Annotated in this window: 24 protein-coding genes; 3 read left to right on the top strand and 21 right to left on the bottom strand. The window is 41.7% G+C overall.

Annotated elements, in window-relative coordinates; translation table 11 throughout:
• Positions 1-104: 104 nt before the first annotated feature.
• The 13 genes from rimO to QQL36_RS21170 all read right to left on the bottom strand — a co-directional run bounded on the left by rimO (position 105) and on the right by QQL36_RS21170 (position 12,750).
• Complete coding sequence (gene rimO / locus QQL36_RS21230; protein WP_321566692.1) at positions 105-1,412, bottom strand: 30S ribosomal protein S12 methylthiotransferase RimO; 1,308 nt, start codon at positions 1,410-1,412, stop codon at positions 105-107.
• 303 nt (positions 1,413-1,715) lie between these two features.
• Positions 1,716-2,672 carry a signal recognition particle-docking protein FtsY gene (gene ftsY / locus QQL36_RS21225; protein WP_083728982.1) on the bottom strand — a complete coding sequence of 319 codons (957 nt, stop codon included), beginning with the start codon at positions 2,670-2,672 and terminating at the stop codon, positions 1,716-1,718.
• Positions 2,673-3,102: 430 nt separating this feature from the next.
• Positions 3,103-3,273 carry a DUF4295 family protein gene (locus QQL36_RS21220; RefSeq protein ID WP_072357218.1) on the bottom strand — a complete coding sequence of 57 codons (171 nt, stop codon included), beginning with the start codon at positions 3,271-3,273 and terminating at the stop codon, positions 3,103-3,105.
• Positions 3,274-3,376: 103 nt separating this feature from the next.
• A complete protein-coding gene (gene rpmG, locus QQL36_RS21215; RefSeq protein WP_012790733.1) occupies positions 3,377-3,559 on the bottom strand; it encodes a 50S ribosomal protein L33 in 183 nt (60 codons plus the stop codon).
• A gap of 31 nt (positions 3,560-3,590) precedes the next feature.
• Positions 3,591-3,827, bottom strand: coding sequence for a 50S ribosomal protein L28 (gene rpmB, locus QQL36_RS21210; RefSeq protein ID WP_072357217.1), 237 nt, complete (start codon positions 3,825-3,827; stop codon positions 3,591-3,593).
• Between the two features lie 448 nt (positions 3,828-4,275).
• Positions 4,276-4,863, bottom strand: a complete 588-nt coding sequence (locus QQL36_RS21205; RefSeq protein ID WP_083728984.1) for a carboxymuconolactone decarboxylase family protein — start codon at positions 4,861-4,863, stop codon at positions 4,276-4,278.
• A gap of 87 nt (positions 4,864-4,950) precedes the next feature.
• Complete coding sequence (locus QQL36_RS21200) at positions 4,951-5,505, bottom strand: peroxiredoxin (protein ID WP_321566691.1); 555 nt, start codon at positions 5,503-5,505, stop codon at positions 4,951-4,953.
• A gap of 619 nt (positions 5,506-6,124) precedes the next feature.
• Positions 6,125-6,856, bottom strand: coding sequence for a bacillithiol biosynthesis deacetylase BshB1 (gene bshB1 / locus QQL36_RS21195; RefSeq protein ID WP_321566690.1), 732 nt, complete (start codon positions 6,854-6,856; stop codon positions 6,125-6,127).
• A gap of 331 nt (positions 6,857-7,187) precedes the next feature.
• Positions 7,188-7,664, bottom strand: a complete 477-nt coding sequence (locus QQL36_RS21190; RefSeq protein WP_321566689.1) for a hypothetical protein — start codon at positions 7,662-7,664, stop codon at positions 7,188-7,190.
• A 147-nt stretch (positions 7,665-7,811) separates the two neighbouring features.
• A complete protein-coding gene (locus QQL36_RS21185; RefSeq protein WP_083728990.1) occupies positions 7,812-8,429 on the bottom strand; it encodes a DUF4294 domain-containing protein in 618 nt (205 codons plus the stop codon).
• A 206-nt stretch (positions 8,430-8,635) separates the two neighbouring features.
• Positions 8,636-9,655 (bottom strand): alpha/beta hydrolase, encoded by a 1,020-nt coding sequence (locus QQL36_RS21180; RefSeq protein ID WP_321566688.1) that lies wholly within the window; start codon positions 9,653-9,655, stop codon positions 8,636-8,638.
• A gap of 82 nt (positions 9,656-9,737) precedes the next feature.
• The gene (gene ccsA, locus QQL36_RS21175) at positions 9,738-12,272 is read right to left on the bottom strand and encodes a cytochrome c biogenesis protein CcsA (protein WP_321566687.1); all 2,535 of its coding nucleotides are present in this window, start codon (positions 12,270-12,272) and stop codon (positions 9,738-9,740) included.
• A 79-nt stretch (positions 12,273-12,351) separates the two neighbouring features.
• On the bottom strand, positions 12,352-12,750 hold the full coding sequence (locus tag QQL36_RS21170; protein WP_083728996.1) for a cytochrome c maturation protein CcmE: 399 nt from the start codon (positions 12,748-12,750) through the stop codon (positions 12,352-12,354).
• 251 nt (positions 12,751-13,001) lie between these two features.
• Here QQL36_RS21170 and QQL36_RS21165 point away from each other — a divergent pair, with 251 nt between their 5' ends.
• The 3 genes from QQL36_RS21165 to QQL36_RS21155 all read left to right on the top strand — a co-directional run bounded on the left by QQL36_RS21165 (position 13,002) and on the right by QQL36_RS21155 (position 16,207).
• The gene (locus QQL36_RS21165; protein ID WP_083728998.1) at positions 13,002-14,048 is read left to right on the top strand and encodes an agmatinase family protein; all 1,047 of its coding nucleotides are present in this window, start codon (positions 13,002-13,004) and stop codon (positions 14,046-14,048) included.
• A 257-nt stretch (positions 14,049-14,305) separates the two neighbouring features.
• Positions 14,306-14,896, top strand: a complete 591-nt coding sequence (locus tag QQL36_RS21160) for a hypothetical protein (RefSeq protein WP_083729000.1) — start codon at positions 14,306-14,308, stop codon at positions 14,894-14,896.
• Positions 14,897-14,908: 12 nt separating this feature from the next.
• On the top strand, positions 14,909-16,207 hold the full coding sequence (locus QQL36_RS21155) for a radical SAM protein (protein ID WP_083729002.1): 1,299 nt from the start codon (positions 14,909-14,911) through the stop codon (positions 16,205-16,207).
• A gap of 58 nt (positions 16,208-16,265) precedes the next feature.
• On the opposite strand, the gene QQL36_RS21150 is transcribed toward QQL36_RS21155, so the two are convergent.
• From QQL36_RS21150 to QQL36_RS21115, 8 genes are all read right to left on the bottom strand, one after another.
• The gene (locus tag QQL36_RS21150) at positions 16,266-17,792 is read right to left on the bottom strand and encodes an ATP-binding protein (protein WP_321566686.1); all 1,527 of its coding nucleotides are present in this window, start codon (positions 17,790-17,792) and stop codon (positions 16,266-16,268) included.
• A 231-nt stretch (positions 17,793-18,023) separates the two neighbouring features.
• Positions 18,024-18,578 carry a fasciclin domain-containing protein gene (locus QQL36_RS21145; protein WP_321566685.1) on the bottom strand — a complete coding sequence of 185 codons (555 nt, stop codon included), beginning with the start codon at positions 18,576-18,578 and terminating at the stop codon, positions 18,024-18,026.
• 451 nt (positions 18,579-19,029) lie between these two features.
• Positions 19,030-19,308, bottom strand: coding sequence for a hypothetical protein (locus QQL36_RS21140; RefSeq protein WP_321566684.1), 279 nt, complete (start codon positions 19,306-19,308; stop codon positions 19,030-19,032).
• 184 nt (positions 19,309-19,492) lie between these two features.
• Positions 19,493-19,882 carry a hypothetical protein gene (locus QQL36_RS21135; RefSeq protein WP_321566683.1) on the bottom strand — a complete coding sequence of 130 codons (390 nt, stop codon included), beginning with the start codon at positions 19,880-19,882 and terminating at the stop codon, positions 19,493-19,495.
• A gap of 126 nt (positions 19,883-20,008) precedes the next feature.
• On the bottom strand, positions 20,009-20,263 hold the full coding sequence (locus QQL36_RS21130; RefSeq protein WP_321566682.1) for a hypothetical protein: 255 nt from the start codon (positions 20,261-20,263) through the stop codon (positions 20,009-20,011).
• Between the two features lie 4 nt (positions 20,264-20,267).
• Positions 20,268-20,549 (bottom strand): hypothetical protein, encoded by a 282-nt coding sequence (locus QQL36_RS21125; protein ID WP_321566681.1) that lies wholly within the window; start codon positions 20,547-20,549, stop codon positions 20,268-20,270.
• Positions 20,550-20,877: 328 nt separating this feature from the next.
• A complete protein-coding gene (locus tag QQL36_RS21120) occupies positions 20,878-21,372 on the bottom strand; it encodes a DUF6843 domain-containing protein (protein WP_321566680.1) in 495 nt (164 codons plus the stop codon).
• A 2-nt stretch (positions 21,373-21,374) separates the two neighbouring features.
• On the bottom strand, positions 21,375-21,596 hold the full coding sequence (locus QQL36_RS21115) for a hypothetical protein (RefSeq protein ID WP_083729015.1): 222 nt from the start codon (positions 21,594-21,596) through the stop codon (positions 21,375-21,377).
• Positions 21,597-21,804 lie beyond the last annotated feature (208 nt).

The raw sequence follows: 21,804 nt of genomic DNA, 5'->3' as shown, positions 1-21,804 counted from the left end.
GGGAGCCCTGGTATATCATCCCAGTGAATTCTATGCACTGGGTTACTTTTCCTGTTGTTTCTATGAACAAAACTTACGCATTCATACCTGCGTTGGATGTACACTTATACAAGTTCACCTTCCAGGTCATAATCGTAAGCCTTCGTAATTCTTACGTTGACAAATTCACCGGATTTCAGGCGCTTGTTAGTGTTAATAATTACTTCATTATCTACTTCTACCGAATCGAATTCAGTACGTGCCAGATAACGGCCTGATTCTCTTTTGTCGACAATCACGCGGTAGATCTTTCCAACCATCTCCTGATTTTTTTCGAGAGAGATTTCCTGTTGTACTTCCATGATCTCCTGTGCTCTGCGTTCTTTTTCTTCTGCCGGGATATCATCTTCCAGGTCATAGGCACTGGTACCTTCTTCATGGCTGTAGGTAAAGACCCCTACCCTGTCGAAACGCATCTTTTCGAGAAAGGCTTTGAGTTCTTCCACATCTTCCAGCGTTTCACCGGGATAGCCGGTGATCAGTGTAGTACGGAGTGCAATGCCGGGAACTTTTTCCCTGATAGCTGTTACCAATTCTTCCATTTCCACGCGGGTGATCTGGCGCTTCATGGATTTCAACATATTGTCAGCAGCGTGTTGAAGCGGCATATCGATGTAATTACAGATGTTCGGGAACTCCTTCATTACATCCAATATTTCCATTGGAAATTTGTGCGGGTAAGCATAGTGAAGGCGGATCCACTCCAATCCTTTTACATTCGCCAAAGCACGCAATAAATCTGCCAATTTACGTTGCTTATACAGATCCAGACCATAATAAGTCAGTTCCTGTGCAATGAGCATGATCTCCTTCACACCGGAGTTCACCAGTTTCTCTGCTTCTGTAATGATCGCTTCCATAGGCTTGGACACGTGTCCACCGCGCATTAAAGGAATCGCACAGAATGAGCAGGTACGGTTACAACCTTCTGCAATTTTCAGATAGGCATAATGTGTAGGTGTACTCAACAATCTTTCGCCGAGCAGTTCTGCTTTATAATCAGCGTCAAATTTCTTGAGGATGAGCGGCAGCTCCATGGTACCGAACCAGGCATCCACACCTGGAATTTCTGATTCAAGATCCCCACGATAACGTTCACTGAGACAACCGGTCACATAGACCTTGTCGAGACGACCGCCTTGTTTCAGTTCTACCTGTTCAAGAATGGTATTGATGGATTCCTCTTTTGCTTTGTCGATAAAACCGCAGGTGTTCACCACTACGATATTATGATCTTTTTTAGCACTCTCGTGTACCACATCAATTTCATTGGCAAGCAGCTGTCCGCTGAGTACCTCAGAATCTACCATGTTCTTGGAACATCCAAGCGTAATAATATTAACCTTATCTTTCTTTAAAGTTTTTGTCTTCAAGCGCGAATAATTTTTTATCGGGCAAACAAGCAGATGGCTTGTCTGATTACCGCCACGAAGACATCCAGACACGAAACTGAAGAGAACAGCGAGACTTGCTGTTTAGTGACTATGAGCCTTAGTGGGGGTTATATTTGTTCAAAGAATTGCAAAGGTAATTAATTAATTACGAATTGTCAATTCTCATTTACGTATAAACGTCTATTTAGTGAACCTATTGTCAGAAATTGTATTTTTTTTGGATATATAAAAAGCCCCGCAATTGTTACAGGGCGTTTATTTAGTGCTATGCTGCATCAGTGTTTAAATGTTAAATAGGGAGTCTACAAATTCTACTTTATTAAAGACTTGCAGATCTTCCATCTTCTCGCCGATACCAATATATTTAACAGGAATTTTAAACTGGTTTGCGATGGCAAGTACCACCCCACCTTTAGCAGTACCGTCCAGTTTGGTGATGGCCAGGGCAGTTACTTCGGTAGCAGCGGTAAAGTGTTTGGCCTGTTCCAGTGCATTCTGACCGGTAGAACCATCCAATACCAGCAGTACTTCGTGGGGGGCTTCAGGCAGTACTTTCTTCATTACGCGTTTGATCTTGCTCAGCTCATCCATCAGGTGGGCTTTATTGTGCAAACGGCCGGCTGTATCTATAATGATCACATCTACATCTTTGGCAGCACCGCTCTGTACGGTATCGAAGGCAACTGCTCCCGGATCGGAGCCCATGGCCTGCTTTACGATTTGCACGCCTACGCGGTCGCTCCAGATCGTAAGCTGGTCTACTGCTGCTGCGCGGAAGGTATCTGCCGCACCGAGCATGACGGTTTTGCCGGCTTTCTTGAAGTTGTAAGCGAGTTTACCGATGGTGGTAGTTTTACCAACACCATTTACGCCTACGACCATAATAACATAAGGCTTTTTGCCGGCAGGGGTATCGAAGTCACGAAAACCGCTGTCAGGTGCATCGACCAGGAGACTGGCGATTTCTTCCTGCAGGATCTTGTTCAGTTCTCCGGTACCCAGGTATTTATCTTTAGATACTCTTTTTTCGATCCTATCGATGATCTGTACAGTGGTATCCACGCCTACATCTGCAGATACGAGGGCTTCCTCGAGGTTATCGAGGACTTCGGTATCAACGGAAGATTTTCCGGCGATGGCACGACCAAGCTTGTTTAAGAAACTTTCTTTTGTCTTTTGTAATCCCTGATCCAGGCTTTCCTTCTTTTCTCTTGAAAAAAGCTTATTGAAAAAACTCATAGCTGTCTGTTTTTTACCGCGACGGACTGAACAAATGTGGATGAAATATAAAATACAGCGCCAATTTACTGAAAAATGTGGAGCTGGGTAATAAAATAGTATTATAACCGTTGAAAGCGGTCGTTTTGGCGGGGTTCATTTGAATTGAATAGAACGATCGGCTCCAAAATTGAATCCTCCGTTTCAGTGATCAAACTTAAACCCAAAATCTCTTCTATAGAATCAATCCCGAAGTAAATCTCCCCTTTCAAACCCGAACTCCCCCTCGTATCATTCAGTGCCTGATTGAACTCACTCCTCCTATTCTGCCAGTACAGACGGTCCTATTTTATTAAATCCGTACAGACCTGTCCTATTATATTATATAAATCAAAAAAAGCTGCCCCGTTTTTGAACGAGACAGCTTTAAATATAGTTTAGTAAAGCCGAATTACTTAGCCATGTACTCCTGAACCTTATCCTTGTGCACGATAGCCTCTTTAAAGGTATATGCACCAGTTTTCGGAGAACGTACCGCCTTGATTACCTTAGTCCAAACCTTGGATTCAGCGGCTGCTTTAGCATCTTTTACTTTCGAGTTCTTGGAAGCTGCTTTTGCCATAATATTTTTTACTTAAAAGTTAAGTGAATTGTCAAAAATCTATCCAGTCAATTGCCAATCGCATCAATAGGATAAACGATTAACTACTAACATTAACGATCAATTATTTGATTTCTTTGTGTACAGTTACTTTCCTTAAAATAGGATTGTACTTTTTCAACTCCAGACGCTCAGGAGTGTTCTTTTTATTCTTGGTGCTGATGTAGCGGGAAGTACCTGGCTGACCAGAAGTTTTGTGTTCTGTGCACTCCAGTATTACTTGCACCCTGTTACCTTTTTTTGCCATTTTGTATACAAATTAAGTTGAATGCTTACGATTAGATTGTTTGTCCAGCTGCACGCAATTCTTTAACTACTGCATACAAACCGTTTTTGTTGATGGTTCTTAACGCATCAGCAGAAACTTTCAAAGATATCCAGCGATCCTCTTCCGCCAGGAAAAAACGTTTTTTCTGCAGGTTAGGCAGAAATCTTCTCTTAGTCTTAATGTTAGAGAAGGAAACATGGTGACCCGTAATAGGCTTCTTTCCTGTCACCTGACATACTCTTGCCATGATAGAAAAATTTTGGACTGCAAAAGTCGCAAATTATTTTGAATTTGCAAACTATCACATTCCGTGATTAATGAATAAAAGTATTTTATTGTAATGTTTTTCAACATTAAGCGGTGGTCCTCAATTACTTACAAGCGCATCGCGCAAATAAATATTAATTATCCACACCTTAAAAACCTGATTAAATGACCACCTTTCGGCAGTACTTCAATAGCTTTCCTCTTCAGCCAGTATTCGGGTACAGCCTTATGGCGGACAATACCTGCTACCTTCGATGGTTAGCCCCGTCCTGTTTTACAACAGTATTTAACCAGACTTCCGCACCTTGAAAAATTTATCCACATCAACTGTCGGCAGGCCATTCATCCCTCCGAAATGCCCATGGCAATGACGAATTTCAGGATTATTGTTCTTTCGGTAAGATCTTTCCCGGTAAGAAACCTATCACTTACAGTAACACGATTAAACTTCTCAAAACCGCGCCCAGCCTAACTGCATCTAAGATACGGTTTTGGGTGGTGCCGTGTTTTATCAGTGCTTCTTCATGCGAAGATACACACATTTCACATCCGTTCAAAGCAGAAACTACTAAACTTATCAATTCGAAGAATTCTTTTCCTAAAATTGGGTTCGCCATGATACTCATACGGATACCTGCTGGCTGGGTAGTATAGAACTCTTTCTTCACAAAGTGACGGAAACGGTAATATACATTATTAGCTACCAGCAGACTGGTACAGCTGATCACTTCTGCCACCTCTTTATCATTCGCACCTTCTGCTACTGCCAGCTTTTCAAATGCTGCATGCAACGCTGCATTCTTTTCATTTACCGCTACTGACAAACCGATCAGGTAAGCTTCCTTCTTGGTTAAGTTGATGGAATTCAGACCATTCGTCACATTTATCTTCAAATCTTTCAGATATCTTGCGTCTGAATTGGCTAATGCATGTAAACTGGTAGATAATGCACTCTCGGTCAATCCCACTGCCTGCAGCAACTGCACAGCTGTATCCTGATTGGATGTTGCGAACATATATATAATATTACAAAGTTACGGGTAAGAAAAAGTCCATAGCCGGACAACCTTAAAGGCGCTGACTATGGACCTCGAAATAAAAAATTATGCGTTCAGGGTAGCCTGACCTTTTTCCCAGTTACAAGGGCACAGCTCGTCTGTCTGCAGTGCATCCAGTACGCGCAGTACTTCCTTCACATTACGACCTACGTTCAGGTCATACAGGGATACCCAACGTACAATACCTTGAGGATCAACGATGAAAGTAGCACGGTAAGCAACTTTTTCATTTTCTTCCAGGATACCTAATTCTGTAGCCAGAGATTTGCTGGTGTCAGCAAGCATTGGGAACTGAAGACCACGCAGATCTTCGTGATCTCTTCTCCATGCTGCGTGTACAAACTCACTGTCGGTAGAAGCACCGATCAGGATCGCATCACGGTCTACGAAATCCTGGTGAGCTTTGTTGAACTCAGCGATTTCTGTAGGACATACAAAAGTGAAATCTTTAGGCCACCAGAACATCACTAACCATTTGCCGGAAGCTTTCAGCTCCTCTGAACTCAGTTCGTAAAACTCTTTTCCTTTCTCGATAGATACTACTGCCGTTTTCTTAAACTCAGGGAACTGTGCACCCAGAGACAAAGTTGCATTCTTCATGTACTTGATGATTATTTATATTGTTGGTTACTATTTCTACCTGCGGTCAAATTTCCGGTGCAAAGGTCACTGTCTATTCATAATTAGTCAAATAGATTTTTCCTAATAGGTTATTGAAAAAGTCTATATACTTCAGTGCGCCTGTACAGCATTGATGAAATTCAATTCTTGTTTCACTTTTTCCCCTGTTTAATACTTTCTTAACGTTTTTCGAAAGGAAACGTAACTTTTTGGCACGTTATTTAGTTATATAAGTATACTCATCCATTTACAATAAAACGACAGGATATGAAAGCGAAAAATGTACTCTTAGTGATAATTACGATAGGCCTTGCTCTGATTCCGTTCATTAAAAACAGTTTCAGTAAACATGATGAATTTGATGCCACTCAAGATCTGTTCATCTAATGTTTGAAGAGCAACGGTGTACCGTACTCATACCATTTTCTATTCCCAGATCGGGAAACAGAGTTTTATTGCCCTTAATTATTCCAATCTTTTTAATAATATAAAATAGCTGTTCCTTCGTTATTTATATATGGCAAAGGAACAGTGTGTTTTATGCACCCCAGTTCTACAACACGTTCCTCAAAATTGGTCATTTCCAGGCTTCCCTACTTCAGGTTACATTTCCAATAAGGTCATTAAAGCTCTTGATTCCCAGCATTTTATCTGTCGTAAATCCTTCTGCATATTCTACCCCAACCAGTTGGCCAAATGACCTGTCACGGCTGATAATATTCTCAAAAAACGCAGGTGAAGAAATATAAGTAGCAGGCTCATTGTCCGCCGCCGGGGCTAAAAACTGTGTCTTAAAACTTCTGATCGCTTCCTTCTTCCGCTCTATTACAGCAGAGATATCTATCACAAAATCAGGGTTTTCTATTTTATTCTGCAGCATATGGAATACCTGTTTTGGGCGCCAGGCTTCCTGCTCTTGTCCATCTAATGTTGTCTCTATTCTCCTCAGACCAGATAAAAAGCAACTATCTGCCACCAGCACCGCCGCACGTCCATGATCCGGATGACGGTCCTCACGGGCATTCGTCAGCACTATTTCAGGGCGATATTTCCTGATCATCGCGATCACCTGCAATTGCTCTTCTGTGTCATTTCTGAAAAAGCCATCCGGCAATCCCAGGTTTTCTCTTACATCCAGTCCCATTATTCTGGAAGAATCTGCCGCCTCTGCGGCACGGGTTTCGGGAGTGCCCCGCGTACCCAATTCTCCTTTTGTCAGGTCCAGTACGCCTACTTTCATTCCCTGTGCCGCGTGTACCATGAGGGCACCTGCACAAGCCAGCTCCACATCATCGGGATGCGCAACTATTGCTAATATGTCTAATTTCATCTTGAATTCTTTCCTTTCGGGTGCAAATATAACCCTAATGGAGAAAAACATCCTTCCTGAGAGGAATATGTGATCCTTTCGTATAAAAGATGCATATTTTAAACGGAGAAAACCATCCATTTTAATAGGAATACCTGTTCCTTTCGTATAAAAGATGCATATTTTAATGGAGAAAAACATCCATTCTAATAGAACACCTGTTCCTTTCGTATAGGATGCTTATTTTAAATAGAGAAAAACATCCATTCTGAGATAAATACCTGCCTCTTCCATATTATGGATGTTTATATTATTTGTGAGTACCCGCCCCACAACAAGGTTTCATATCGTTTTATTTCGATGTAATGATCACCCCCACTTTCCTATCCTTCACATCATACGTCTTCTTCAGCGCGTCTCCATCCACCACTACCAGGCTGGTAATATTTTTCCTTTCCAGCGCCGCCAACATATTCACCGAGTTGTCATCTATCTTAGTACCATCCAGTATGTACTGGAATTTACTATCATCCCCATATTTCTTAATCGCCGCCTCAAAAGCAGGTGACAAACTGGTAAATAACCGATTATACCGCCTGCGTGCAAATGGCTTGGTCTCAATATACATGATCCCATTCGCCGCTTTAGCGCCATACTGCGCCTGTAAAATCGGGCTTTTCACAATATTAATAAGGGCGATCTTGTCGGGTGTAAGTTGCTCAAGGCCATTCGTCGCCTCTACACTGTCAACAATGTACAATACGCTGTCCTGGGCCATGGTTGCGGCACTCCAAAGCAGGAGGCCGCCTAAAATAATTTTGAATCGCATGTGTGAAAGTTATAAAAAAAGCGGCAACCGCCGCTTCAATGTCTTGTTAAATATAGGCTGAGAGCCATTGGGTTAATCCACTAAAGTCATCAATGATAGGCCCGGAATACCGGATTGAAGCTATCTGGCTATAATCCCTACGCTCTCTTAATTAGACGCCCTCGATCCCCTATAAATCTCTATCTCCTGCACAATCGCCTCTATATCCTTATCTTCATCCAAATCATACTCACTCTTCAAATTTCCCCCAAAAAAGAAAGCCACCGTTTGCCACATCCGTGCAGAAAACCCTCCTTTCAATTCCTTAATGATCTCATAACAGTTCTGACCAGTCTGCCTGTTTATCAACTTCATTAATATACGCCCCTGATAAATAGACAAATTCTCCAGCTTATCGCCGAACTGCGCCTTCATCTGTTTCTCTACACTTGCCAGGTAAGCCTTCCGATCCTTTTTGTCATGCAAAGCAGCCAGTCTGCTATTCACATCTTTCAGAATCCTGGAAGCCTGCACTGCATAGGGATAAGTTACATACACCGCGTTGCGCAGACGCGTCCACGCTTCTCGCTGTTTACGGAACTTCTTCGGTAATTTATCGATAACTTCTACTATGCGGAGAGTAATGCTTGGAATGGTGTCGCCATTGACTATAATAGCACTGACAGGGATACTATCCAGACCGTGTTTGGTCTGAGCAAAGACCCCTACACGACTAAAGAGGCAAAGCATGATAACAATGAAGAATGCGGATATTGAACGACCCATTTCTTAAAGTATTCCTAATACTTTGCTAAAGTTAAGGTAAATATCAATAGGAACTGATATTAATCTTTTATGATATTTCCGGCTTTCTCCTTCCGCAAAACAGGCCTGTGGCCGGCAGTAAGTTCAATTCCCTGCATCCACAGATCTCAAAACAAACTCAATTATCCACCCTCAGCACTTTCTCCATCATCCGCCCTGCGTTAAACTCAATTATCTGCCTTCTGCATCACTGTATCCATCTTCAACTTCCGCTGCGCAAACTCATTGATCGCCCTCTCCACCCCCATCACATCATGCGATGTCATATAACACCCAATCACATGACTCCCCGCCTCCGGTATCGCCACCGCCTCCTTCAAACTATCCGCCGTACCCAGCCAATTCTCCATTCTCAATATCGCACTCACCTTCACCGTCGGATCCTGGTGTCTCTGGTCCTTATAATAATATAAATTCAATACCGGCTGCTTTATCTTCCTGAACGTAGCCGGCACCATCGTCGTTTCCAGCAATCCCTGCAACTCCCCTACCGCTTCCAGCCTGTATCGCGTATACCAATACTGCGCCCGCAGCGAATCTTTATCATTCGACTCACTATAATTCCCATTCATCACAATCCTCGACAACTGTAATCCCCACGGATTATTCGTCAAAAAAGCCATGTCATTATTAATCTCAATATTTGGTGACATATTTATCACCGCATACACATCATTCGGATACGTCGCCGCCAGCTCCAATGCCAGCGTACCACCTGTAGATGTACCCATCAGGATCACCTTCTCCCCCAATGCCTTCCCTATCGCCAACGCTTCCTTGGCATCCTTCCATAACCCCGTCGCTGTCATGGTCAGCAATGGCTCTGTCGTATCCAGTCCATGTGCATCCAGTCTGGACAGGTATAGATTACAACCATATCGCTTTGCAAAATCCAGGTGCACCGGGTTCCCCTCTCCCTGACTGGCCGAAAAACCATGAAGGTACACCACCGCATATTCCGTTTTCTCATGCAGGGAATCACGCCACACGATCCTCGCCTCATTATCCGGCTTCAGTTTATGCTGTGCCTCTTTCTGACGAACGTATTTGTCCAGCTCCGCAACATTGTCCGGTACCTGCGGAAACTTTGGATCATACACCGGCACAGCAGGCCTTGGCCCCAGGTAATATACCAGCACCAAAGACGTAAGGATCATAAGAGAAACGCGCAGCCATCTGCTATTCATGGAGAGTGAATTATTATTAAAAAACAATACAGGTAATAACCGGGATTATTACCTGTATCAATTCATTTATATCGTCAGACTATTAAACTACCTTTTCTTTTGTCAAAGGTTTCTTTATAGCTGGCTTTTCTTTGTTTTGACGCAAGCGCTGGAACATACTCATAATGAATCCGATCACCGTTACGATCACCCCTATCCACAATACATTGATGAATGGGAAGATGAAGGCTTTCATCACTATGTAATCCCTGAAAACGGTGGATTCTTTTACTTCCAGTTCTACCTTTTTATCCTTTGGCAGGATCTTACTAAAGCGAACATAGAGTGACAGTGGTGCCACGGTATCCGGGATATTATATTCGTAACTACTGTCGCGGATCAGGTAAATCGGCTTCAGGTTGTACTGGTCATTGTTCTTGGTATACACTTTCAGGGTTGCACCCACAGCCAGGTCATTTGGCTCAGCAGCATAATTACGGCTGGTTGGCTGAGGATCAAGGCCTTCCATCACCATGTACCCGTTGGAGAAGAAGATAGAATCACCCTGTGCTACCACATGCGGCTGATAAGTCGCCGTATCGCTGTCATCTTCTTTCAAAGGAACAGCTGTAATATAAGTAAAGATATCCTTGTTCCAATAATGTTTTGAATCCGGGTTTGGTGTCAATGTCGCTTCTCCCTTGTTGCTCAGGAACGCATCCGGATGTAAGGTAAAGGCTTCCAGTGTTTTACCGGTAGCAGGATCTTTACGATCGTACCTTACCAGGTAGAATGTCTTCGATTCGCCCGCCGGCAAGGAGTCGCCTGCGTAGGTGACGTGGTAATCTCCCATCTGCACAGGGAAATTACGTGGCAGCATCAGGTTCTCACGTGGATTCTCCTTACTGTTGGCACCAAAGAAACCGCCATCCAGCATTTTCATCCTGTCGATTGAAATGGTTTCTTTCTTGGACGAAGTGATCACGATACCCAGCAGCACCATACCAAAACCGATATGTGCCACAGAAGCACCTGCCGCCTTCAGCTTACCTTTCTGACCGATCCAGATGTAAGCGATGTTCGCAATGATCGCATAGAAACTCGCAAACATCATCAGGTAGATCGCCATCAGGAAACCCGCACCGTAAGCATCGTAGTTTACTTTGCCCAGCCAGCCGGAAAGCACGGTCGCAACCAGTGCCAATGCTGTCGGGATCATCAGTTTACGGGTAAACTCCCCTCTCGGCGTATCCTTGTATTTCAGGAACTGCACGACAGCGGTGAGTATACCGATCACGATCGCCACCCAGATCTGGATCTTATTATAATGGAATACACCATCCGCAGGAGGTGCAATATCATTTGTAAGGTGGAGGAGTTTCTTGATACCCAGGTTGTTAATCAGCTTGTTCCACACCGGGATCGAAGTGGTAAAAGTGATCTGGATAGCGGCAATCATCAGGATCAGGGAACCGATAAAGAGCCAGAACTCGCGGGAATAAGTACTTTCTTCCTTGTGAATGGTCGGGATCTCTTTCCTGCGCGCGATCAGCATGGCAAAAGCCGGAATGAACGCAAAGAGGAAGAAGGCCAGTTGTCCGCTCATACCCAGGTCCGTAAAGGAGTGTACAGAAGTATCGCCCAATACACCGCTACGGGTCAGGAAGGTAGAGTACAGTATTAAAATAAAGGTAATAAAGAAGAAAAAGAAGGTCGCTTTTAGCGCATGGCCGGATGACTTAAAGGCCAGCAGGGTGTGAATACCCGCTACCAGCGTGAGCCATGGCACCAGGGAGGCATTTTCTACCGGATCCCATGCCCAGTAACCACCAAATGTCAGCGACTCATACGCCCATGCAGCACCCATCATAATACCAAGACCCAGTGCAGCAGCGCTGAACAAGGCCCATGGCAGGGCAGGTTTGATCCATTCTTTGTATTCCCGGGTCCACAGACCTGCAAAGGCAAAAGCAAAAGGTACAACTGTAGAAGCAAAACCCAGGAACAATATCGGCGGGTGAATCACCATCCAGTAGTTCTGCAGGGACAGGTTCAGACCATTACCATCTTTGATAAAGTTGAGGTAGTTGGGACTACTTACCCATGGCAGCCCCTGGTTTTCCGCTGCATGACGCAACAACAGGAACGGGTTGCTACCCACTTTGTAATCTAAAATGAAGATACCGATCAGCATACTGCCCAGACAAACCTGTGCAAATGAGAGCATGGTCATCACAGGCGCTTCCCACTTTTTAGTGGTACGGATCAGTACGAGACCCAGTATGCTTTGCCAGATAGACCAGAGCATAAAACTACCTTCCTGGTCAGACCAGAAACTGGACAACAGCAAACTAACAGGAAGATCACGGCTTGAGTTGCGCCATACATATTTATATTCAAAAAAGTGGTTGTACAATGCATAATACAGGCAAGCAAATACGGCAAATACGGATGCTGCCTGAATGATAAATGCCCAACGGCCCTGCAGCTTCCAGGAACGCTTCTTTACCTCATCGTCGGTACGTACGCTCACCCAATAGCTGGCAGTGGCCACTATCGAGGCTACGAACGCCAGAACTGCAAAAAAATGTCCAAACTGCCCTGGCAATAAATGCTCTCCTATATATGTCGTCTTCAAGATAATTGGTGCTAGAATGAAGAAATAGCCCGACGGTGCGGGCCATTAACTACTATTTTAATATTATAAAGCGAATGACTTATACTTTGTTGCCAACCGCTACCTGGTCATTTTTATATTTAGACGGGCACTTCATAAGGATCTTGCCACAATGAAATTCACCATCTTTGATCATTTTGCCAGTCAGCACGACGCTTTCTGCTTTTTCGAAGTCAGTGGGTTTAGTACCGAAATAAATTACTTTGCAGACTTCACCGGATTTGTCCTGTACATAAAAGGTAAACAGGTTAGCATCCTTTGCAGGATCATACAGCATAGTTTTGGTGGTATCCAGTTTTCCGATCACCTGGAACTCTTTTCCTTCTTTCTGACGAGCTGTGGCGAATGTTTCATAGGTGCTGAAATCACCGGCCACTGTTACAATCACCCCAATTGCTACAGCAATCAACACCAATAAAACAATATTAGACTTCTTCATATCGTAATAGATCTTAAGCTTCCCCTTAATGTGTTTTTTTATCCATCAATGCGCATCATTCACACTTCGATGCGCAAAATTACGGCAAAATGAGGTTTGAAAGTGGAATTTTTACATGAAAGGGAACATGATATTTATCATAAAAGCCGGCTCTGCCTTTGTGTATTCATTTCGGGGCCACGCTGTGCAATACCGCTTTATATATAAAGTACTATCTTTGCGCCGAAAATTAGTATAAGAACTTCATAATCATGGCGGATTTATCCAACTTTGATCCTAATTCTGTCAGCCTGGTATCCAATAATATCTTTGGTTTACCAACCACTGAAGAGGATGCATCACTCGTCTTACTCCCTATTCCATGGGAGGTGACGGTTTCCTACTGTCACGGTACTGCAAGAGGGCCTGAACAAATCTGTAAAGCGTCGTTACAGATCGACCTCCTGGATCCTGATGTAAAAGAAGGGTGGAGAAAAGGCTTTTACATGCGCGACCCGGACAAGCATATGTTGCTCCGTAGCGATTACCTCCGCAAAGAAGCTGAGCTCTACCTCAAATTCCTCATAGAAGGTGGCGATATTTCCGAAAATGAATTTCTGAAAAAGACGCTCGTAGACGTAAATAAAGGTACTGCGCTCATGAACGAGTGGGTATATAGCCAAACCAAATCCTTACTGGAACAAGGCAAGCTCGTAGGCCTTGTAGGTGGAGATCACTCAACTCCGCTTGGCTATATTAAAGCGCTGGCGGAAGAGAAAGGTGAATTCGGTATTCTGCAGATCGATGCGCATTGCGATTTGCGCAATGGTTACGAGGGTTTCCAGTACTCCCATGCATCTATTATGTACAATGTGCTGAACGAAGTACCAGCCGTGACGAAACTCGTTCAACTAGGTATACGTGATTACTGCGAAGAAGAACTGCAATACATTGAGAATAATAAAGAAAGGGTCAATACTTTCTTTGACAGGGATATCAAACACCATCAGTACGAAGGGGGGAACTGGGCGACGATTGCGAATGAAGTGGTGGACCGGTTGCCGCAACAGGTGTATATCAGTTTTGATATAGATGGTCTGGATCCTAAGTTGTGTCCGCATACGGGTACGCCGGTGCCGGGAGGTTTTGAGTGCGAGCAGATTTATTATCTCTTTGCAAAGATCCTGGCGAGTGGTCGTAAGCTGATTGGGTTTGATCTGAGTGAGGTAAGCAGCGCGCATGAAGAGTGGGATGCGAATGTGGGTGCGAGAGTGCTTTTTAAATTATGTAATTTGATGGTGCATCCGGATAATAAGTAATGCCAGCGGGGTTTTCATCATAAGTAATGTTAGCGGGCTTCATAATAAGTGATGTTAGCGTGCCTTCATAACAAGGAATGTTAGCATACTTTTATAACAAATAATGTTAGCGGGCTTCATAATAAGTGATGTTAGCGTGCCTTTATAACAAGGAATGCCAGCATACTTTTATAACAAATAATACTAGCATGCCTTCATAACAAGGAATGCCAGCATACTTTTATACCAGCGGGCTTTTATAACAAGTAATTTCACACATGCAATCTTATAAAATAAGGATCTTACATCCCAATGCCATGACCCGCTTGCGGTTGCAGCCAGCTATGCATGGTCTCATCGGCATACTTTTCTTATTAATTACCATCGGTATTTACAACAGGCCGGATCCCAACTGGGCGGTGGCAGGATTCTTTTTCCTGCTCGGCATTGGTAGTCTTGTCTTCCCTTTTATGATGAGGAGGTTTAAGAATATACAGTCTGCCAATAGTCTTGCACGTACTGTACAGGCATTTGCCTGTCTGACAGGGTGTTTGTATGTGCTAACCCATATGCAGCCGCTGGTAGCCGGTTTCCTGTTCCTCACAGGTATTGCCACAGCGTACATTGGTTATGCTGAATACAAGATTTTCATGCCTTCCTATATTAAAGTAGATATCAATGGCGCTATCCTGCCTACCACCTTTTCAGAAAAGGTGATTAGCTGGAGCCGCCTGAATAACTTAATTTTGCGCAACGACCTGCTCACTTTAGACTTTAAAGACAACAAAGTACTGCAACTGGAAGTTTTGGATGAACCCGGTGCAGATAAAGAAGCTGAAATGAATGCATTTTTTAAGAGCAGGCTTTAATCACAACTCAGTATGTTAAAACAGTCGCCGTACATTTTATATTCCGACGGTCAGGGGAATATTTTCGAAGATACAACCATGCTTACCACCGGCCGTAGTGGCTGGGATGCATGGCCTATAGAACTGGACGAATGGATAGAACTGCCGGAAGGCGGGTCATTGTATGAATTGCCTGGTCGCCGTGGAATTGGATTGAATGCCGAAACCGGCGAGATGCAGTTGTGCGATAAAGGATGGGCGGTAGCTGCCTTTATTCCCCCTGCGCATACAGGATTTTATATAGCGGCATATGAGACCATGCCGGATGCTCCTACCCTGCCATTGTTCTGCTATACAGCAGTAGGTTGGCTGGATGGGAAGTTTTATGTACCGGCAGTGAGAATTGAAGATGATATCAGACAGGAATGTGGTGGTTTTGATGAGAAGAAAGTAAAGCAGGGAGTAAAAGACCTGATCCAGGCATATCCGCATAACAGACTGGTAAAACACCTGGCTGATAATTGTGCGCTGACGTATCATTGTCCTGCGGCGCGTAATTATTTTATGGGTCGTTGGGAATGTCCGATTCCTTCATCACCGGCTTGCAATGCCAATTGTATTGGTTGTATTTCGTTCCAGCCGGAAGAGGAAACGATTGTTTCTACACAGGATCGTTTGCGGTTTAAGCCGACAGCGGAAGAGATTGTAGAATTCACCGTACCGCACCTGGAAACAGCGCCTTTCCCGATCGTGTCTTTCGGACAGGGTTGTGAAGGAGAGCCGTTGCTGATGTGGGAGACGATCCGTGAGTCGATCATTGAGATGAGGAAACATACTTCGAAGGGTAGTATCAATATCAATACGAATGGTAGTAAGCCGGATGCAGTGAGAGAGTTGTGTAAGGTGGGGTTGAATAGTATTCGTGTGAGTTTGAATTCTGCGCAGGAGAAGTATTATACGCCTTATTACAGACCAAATAATTATCAGTTCGAAGATATCGTGGAGAGTTTGAAAGTGGTGAACGAGTTTAATGGATGGACTTCAATTAACTACTTTGTGTTTCCAGGAATGACGGATAGTGAGGATGAATATGAGGCGCTGCGGAAGCTGATCAGGGATACGAATCTGAAGATGATACAGTGGAGGAATTTCAATATTGATCCGGATTGGTATCTCGGAAGATTAGGAATTACCGACCCAGGTCAGTGTTTGGGTGTGAAGCAATTGCAGGATTTGATACATGAAGAGTTCCCGCATTTGAAGTATGGGTATTTTAACCCGCCGATGGAGAGGATAACGGGAGATTACACGCAGGATTTTGCACATTTTTAGTTGGAAGAATATTTGAATTAAAAGAGCTTGTATCAGGATAAGATACAAGCTCTTTTAGTTATTTTAATTCTTTAACAAGAAATTCTGATACGGCTCTTTTCTCAGCTGAGAAATTAATACCGACAGCTATTTTCTTTCTTGGATCCAACTCGTAAGAACGAAGATATCCCTTCTCTACAATCTGATCAATTGCACCCTGTGCATTGCCATTCAGCTTCAGTTCTACAGCAAAAATATATTGATCGGTAAAAACCAGTACATCGCACCTTCCGGTAGCGCTATGTACTTCGCTACGGACATCAAGACCTAAGCGTTTAAAGGAGAGATGAACAATGATGTGAAAAATAGATTCGCTTTCTGCTTTCCAATGATCATATGGGATGGTGGATAAAAGTACATCGAGTGCTTTTATCATTCGGGGGATATCATTATTCTTCAATGCTTTGCCCAAATCATTTGTAACCGCCATCGAGTCATGACCAGGATATACATTTCTGTAAGCGCTCAGTAAAGCATCATTTAAACTATCCTCGACTTCCTTATTGGGATATTTTAACTCATAAAATGTGTCATTATAATTTTTAATAGTCAGATAACCTGTCTGGAACAAAACAGGTACAGTAGCAATATTTTCAACATTAAAATTGCTCAATGCATTTTCCCCAATTTCAATATTTTCAAGGTTAAACTCTCTATTATGCTTCATTAAGTTTACTAACCAGGTAGGTGTCCCCGTTTGAAACCAGTAATTTCTAAAATCACGGCCATCCATATATTTCAAAACCGAAAAAGGATTATAAACCCGATCAGCATCCTGATGCCAGGCATATCCATTGTACCATAGCTTTAATTTGCTTAATAAATCAGGCTGCTGTGTCTGTATATCAGCTATCTCTTCTGCAAAGGCTTTCTCAAGTTCCTGCTGAGTAATACCAACAATAGTGGCATAGTTACGATGGATCGTAATATCATTAAGATTATTTAAATCAGAGAAAATACTCACCTTTGGAAAACGGCTTACCCCTGTGATAAGTAACAAACGGATATATTCGTCGGCGTCTTTTAATACAGAATAAAAACTTTTAAACACGGCCCTGTGCTTCTCCACTTGTTCCAGATCTTCCAGATAGTCTGTAATGGGTTTATCATATTCATCAATCAGGATCACCACCCGGCCATTCTTAGCGACTTTCCTGATCAGTTCCCTGAATTTCAATGCAATACTTTCTTCACTTAACTGAATGCCAAATTCTGATGCTAAAAAGTCGAGCTCTTTACTAATCGCTTCTACCAACCCGAGTCCCTTATAATCAATCTGACTATACCTGAGATGTATTACAGGATGCTTTTGTTCCCAATTCCATTTATCATGTATCCACAGGCCTTCAAAAAGCTCTTTGTTCCCATTGAAGATCTCCTTAATAGTAGATAGTAATAGTGATTTTCCAAAACGCCTTGGACGACTCAGGAAATAATAATTTCCTGAATCTATCAGATTATAGATTGGTTGAGTTTTATCTATATATATAAACCCCTCCTTTCTTATTTTTCTAAAATCCTGTAAGCCTATTGGATACTTATTCATGTAAACAAATATAAATTAAATTCCACGACAAAGCAGCAAGGTATTGGGCAAATGTTACTGCGGCCTTATCACTACGATCATTTCTTACTAAATTGGCAAATTCAATTATTGGTTTCCCGTTTGAAAATGTTTTATATTATATGGATATGGTGTATTAAGAATATTTAAAACAAAGGGGCTTGTATCTTTTTTGATACAAGCTCTTTTGTTTTGAGTAAATGTCCGAAGCGATTATTTGTGCATCAATACCTGATCAACCACATGAATCACTCCATTGCTCTGATGAACATCCTTAATCGTTACTTTTGCCACATCACCTTTTTCATCTTTGATCATCAGTTTACCACCTTCCATCCAGAGCCATAATTTTCCACCCTGCACGGTTGTTAATTCAGCTTTGCCATTCCCTTTTTTAATCAGCTCTGCAATCGCTTTACTATCCAGATTTCCGGCTACAACATGGTAAGTGAGTACCCCCTGCAGCATGGATTTGTTTTCTGGTTTAAGCAATGTTTCGACAGTACCTTTTGGCAATTTGTCAAAAGCCTTATTAGTAGGTGCGAAAACGGTGAAAGGACCTGCACCCTGCAGTGTTTGTACAAGACCAGCAGCTTTTACAGCGGCGACCAGCGTAGTATGATCTTTTGAATTAACAGCATTTTCGATGATATTTTTAGAAGGATACATGGCAGCACCTCCTACCATAACTGTTTTCTCCTGCGCCTGAGATGTAGATGTAATGATTGTTGCAAAGGCGATCATTGCAAACAGTGCCAGTTTTTTCATAATTGAAATTTTTAATTAGGATTGTTAACACCTTTATCTACGGGGGATATAATTGGCTGGTTTTCAATAAAATGTTATTGTTTTAAAAGGGGCAAAAAGGAAAACTGAAAAGCGGATTAGTGCGTATATAGGGAGTTTTGGTAACGCCGGTGAAGCTATAACGATCCTGCCATAAGTACAACATAAGGACATTAAAAGGATTGGCAGTATGGGGTTTAATCTGCCGATGGAGAGGATAACGGGAGATTGCACGTAGGATTTTGTATATTTTCAGAAGTAAGAATATTTGAATTAAACTTCCCTAGTATTTCATTCTTGGTATAATCGTATCTAACAGAGGGCTATAATCCTCCCTGCATAACTGGCTTATGTAAGGTTGGCACTTCTACAAGCAATGCAATGAAATTTATTTGAATATAAAAAGCAAGTGTGATTTTCCCTTACGACAACATCATCCATCCTTAATACCGTAATCATATACCCATTTAAGAGCTTCTTCCGTTGAGGGTTCTCGGCCTTGTGTAACAACAAAATCTTCGATAATTTCCTTAGCCAAAAAGACTTCAAGCAAATAATGATACTCTTGTCCATTAACTATTTTTAAATTATTATCTGCCTGATCTTGCTCAATGAGAACTACATCTGATTCAGGATTGAATAAATCTAACATATAGATAGTTAAAGTCCCATCTATGTCGGATATATTAATAATGATATCTCTTAATGTCATGTTCTAAGTTTAATTTTTCATCAGAGTTGCTCTGGAAAAACGTAGAGTTAAAAAATAAAAAAGGGGCAATTACACCCCAGTAGTTTATATTTTGGGGTTACACAACCTGTATACGAATAGTAACCTGTGAAGAGAATTTCAAATTCACCGTCTTGTGCATAATTAAACATACAAACTAAGCCCTTCATTCAAATCCTTTAATAAACTCCTCATAAGAATTAAGACTCAAAAAGTCTTCCTTTCGCATAATTGTTCCGTGGTCATTATCAATAAAAATCTTTCTTTCAGATGGAATAGATGCCACTAAACTTTGTACATAACGAAAGTCGTAAAATAGGCATGCAAAAATATTAAACGTTTCAAATTCAGACGCTATTATTTTTTTTTCATAGGGTTCCATCAGATCGAACATACTGTTATCTTTTGATATGGAAAAATAACTTTCCTGTTCATAGGGAATATAATATTCAATTTTAGATTCATTTGCCTCCTTAAACTCAAATAAGCGCTTTGCATAGGCCTTAAAGTCGGATAATTCAAACGTTGAATCTGTTATTATAATCGCATCCTTCATGATTTTTATTTATTTTTTAGGAGTTATGGCTCAATTAAGTCTTTAATGTTTGTGAACGCCATAATATTATTTGCTTTCATACTTTTTTCAACAACTCCATCATAATAAGTCCTAGTGATCTGCGCATCATTCGTCATCAGCTAGATTCAATACATCTCCAAAAGCAAGATTGCAAGCATTGTCAGAAAGTAAACAACTAAATTGTCTACCACCCATAGCTTCATTCTGTCTTGGACTTTCAAATTGCACACCCTTAATTAAATAAATTATATCTCCTTTTATTAATCTCATATTAACCATCGGAACAACAGAATTGGGGAAGTTCAAAACTGCAATTAGACCAAGGCTTGTTTGAAAAGCCTGCGAAACTATAACTTCCATAATTTCATTCACTTTTTGTAGCTCCCTTTAATGTATTATAAAATTTCTGCCAAATCTCCTTAACCTTTTGTATTTCAGCCATTTCTGATTCAGCCCCCTCTTTCTTTCCAATTTTAAGCAAATGGTCTTGAGATTCAATTTCTAACCGAGCTTTGCTTAAAACATCTTGCACATATTCTCCAACATATTTGATTCTTTGCATGTGATGAATTGCCGCTTCCAATATTTGAGGTCGAGATGCGACATTATCTACAAGAATACTTCCCTCAGTGCCTAACCCCTCCATATACATTGCTTGCGCTCCCTATTAGTTCTCTGACACTCTACCAAATTATTTGCCATCAAGTAATCAAGACTTAATGTAACCTCACTAAAATTCGTGTTAGGAACAGAAGAATAAGTAGTTGATCCTCAGAAACAAACTATCACTTTTCCTATTATCTTATCAATACAAACAGAATCTGAATCACGAAATCCAATGCTAAAGAAATCATCCGTGTCAGTATTTTTATTAAAACAAAAACCAATAGCACAAAACTTAGACTTTTCTATCTATTTCAATTAATTGGTTGGCTTCTTTTTATCTAACTTCCAGCCAGCAATTTTTCATCATGCTATTTGATTATATTATTTGCTTTAATCAGGAATGCTTCATAGCTTTTCTCGGCGAACATAGAATCTTTGATTTGGCCAACAAAATAAAAGTACCCTCCTGAGTTGTTTACTGCCTCACCCCCCAATACACCTGGAGCCTGAACTATTACTTTAGATGGCTCCAATTCAATACGTTGTTTCTTAAACCTGTTTTCCGTTATCCACCCTGTAAAAAACTTCAAAGTGTCATAAGAATTATCTCCTTTACATTGAAGAAACAATATATCTGACTCTTCAAATACACCATCATTTGAGTCTTCTTTCACCTTTAAAACTCCGTTCTCAGGTATTTCATACACTCTAAATCCATTTTTTAGTGCAATATTTACGCCAACCTTTTGTTTAAAAGCGATAACAACCCAACCAACATATCCACGCGGAATGATATGCATTTCTTTTTCCGTACGGCAGGAACTTAATAGAAAAAATAAAATTAAGGTACGCAATTGTCGCATAGTTATTCTTTTTTTCGATTTACATCAGCATTTAAGTATTTATCATTCCATTCTTTCAAAGTCATTGAATGTGATGTTCCTTTCTCATCTTTAAATCTGACAGTATTCCCTAATGAGCCGTCTTTATTTAGATCCACTTCTATATCAAAACGGAATAGTGTTTCACTTGGCCCTCCTCCGAGGTTAAATGGTGAATCACCGCGAACATCAAAACCTAATGCCAAAGGGTTTCCCTTAACATCCTTAACAAAGAATTCGGTGTTAGGATAATCATCTCCTTTTACGACGCCGGTAAAACGGACCTTAGTATCTCCTTTTCCCCTCCAATAATAACAAAATAACTTTTTAAATCAATTTTAAGCCCAGCTCCAAATCTTCCAAGTAATGGTGTTAAAGGATTCATAGCTACATAGTGCATATCAACATTAATAA

The organism is Chitinophaga sp. LS1 (assembly GCF_034274695.1).
Taxonomy (GTDB): Bacteria; Bacteroidota; Bacteroidia; order Chitinophagales; family Chitinophagaceae; genus Chitinophaga.
This window is presented reverse-complemented; position numbering and strand designations above follow the sequence as displayed.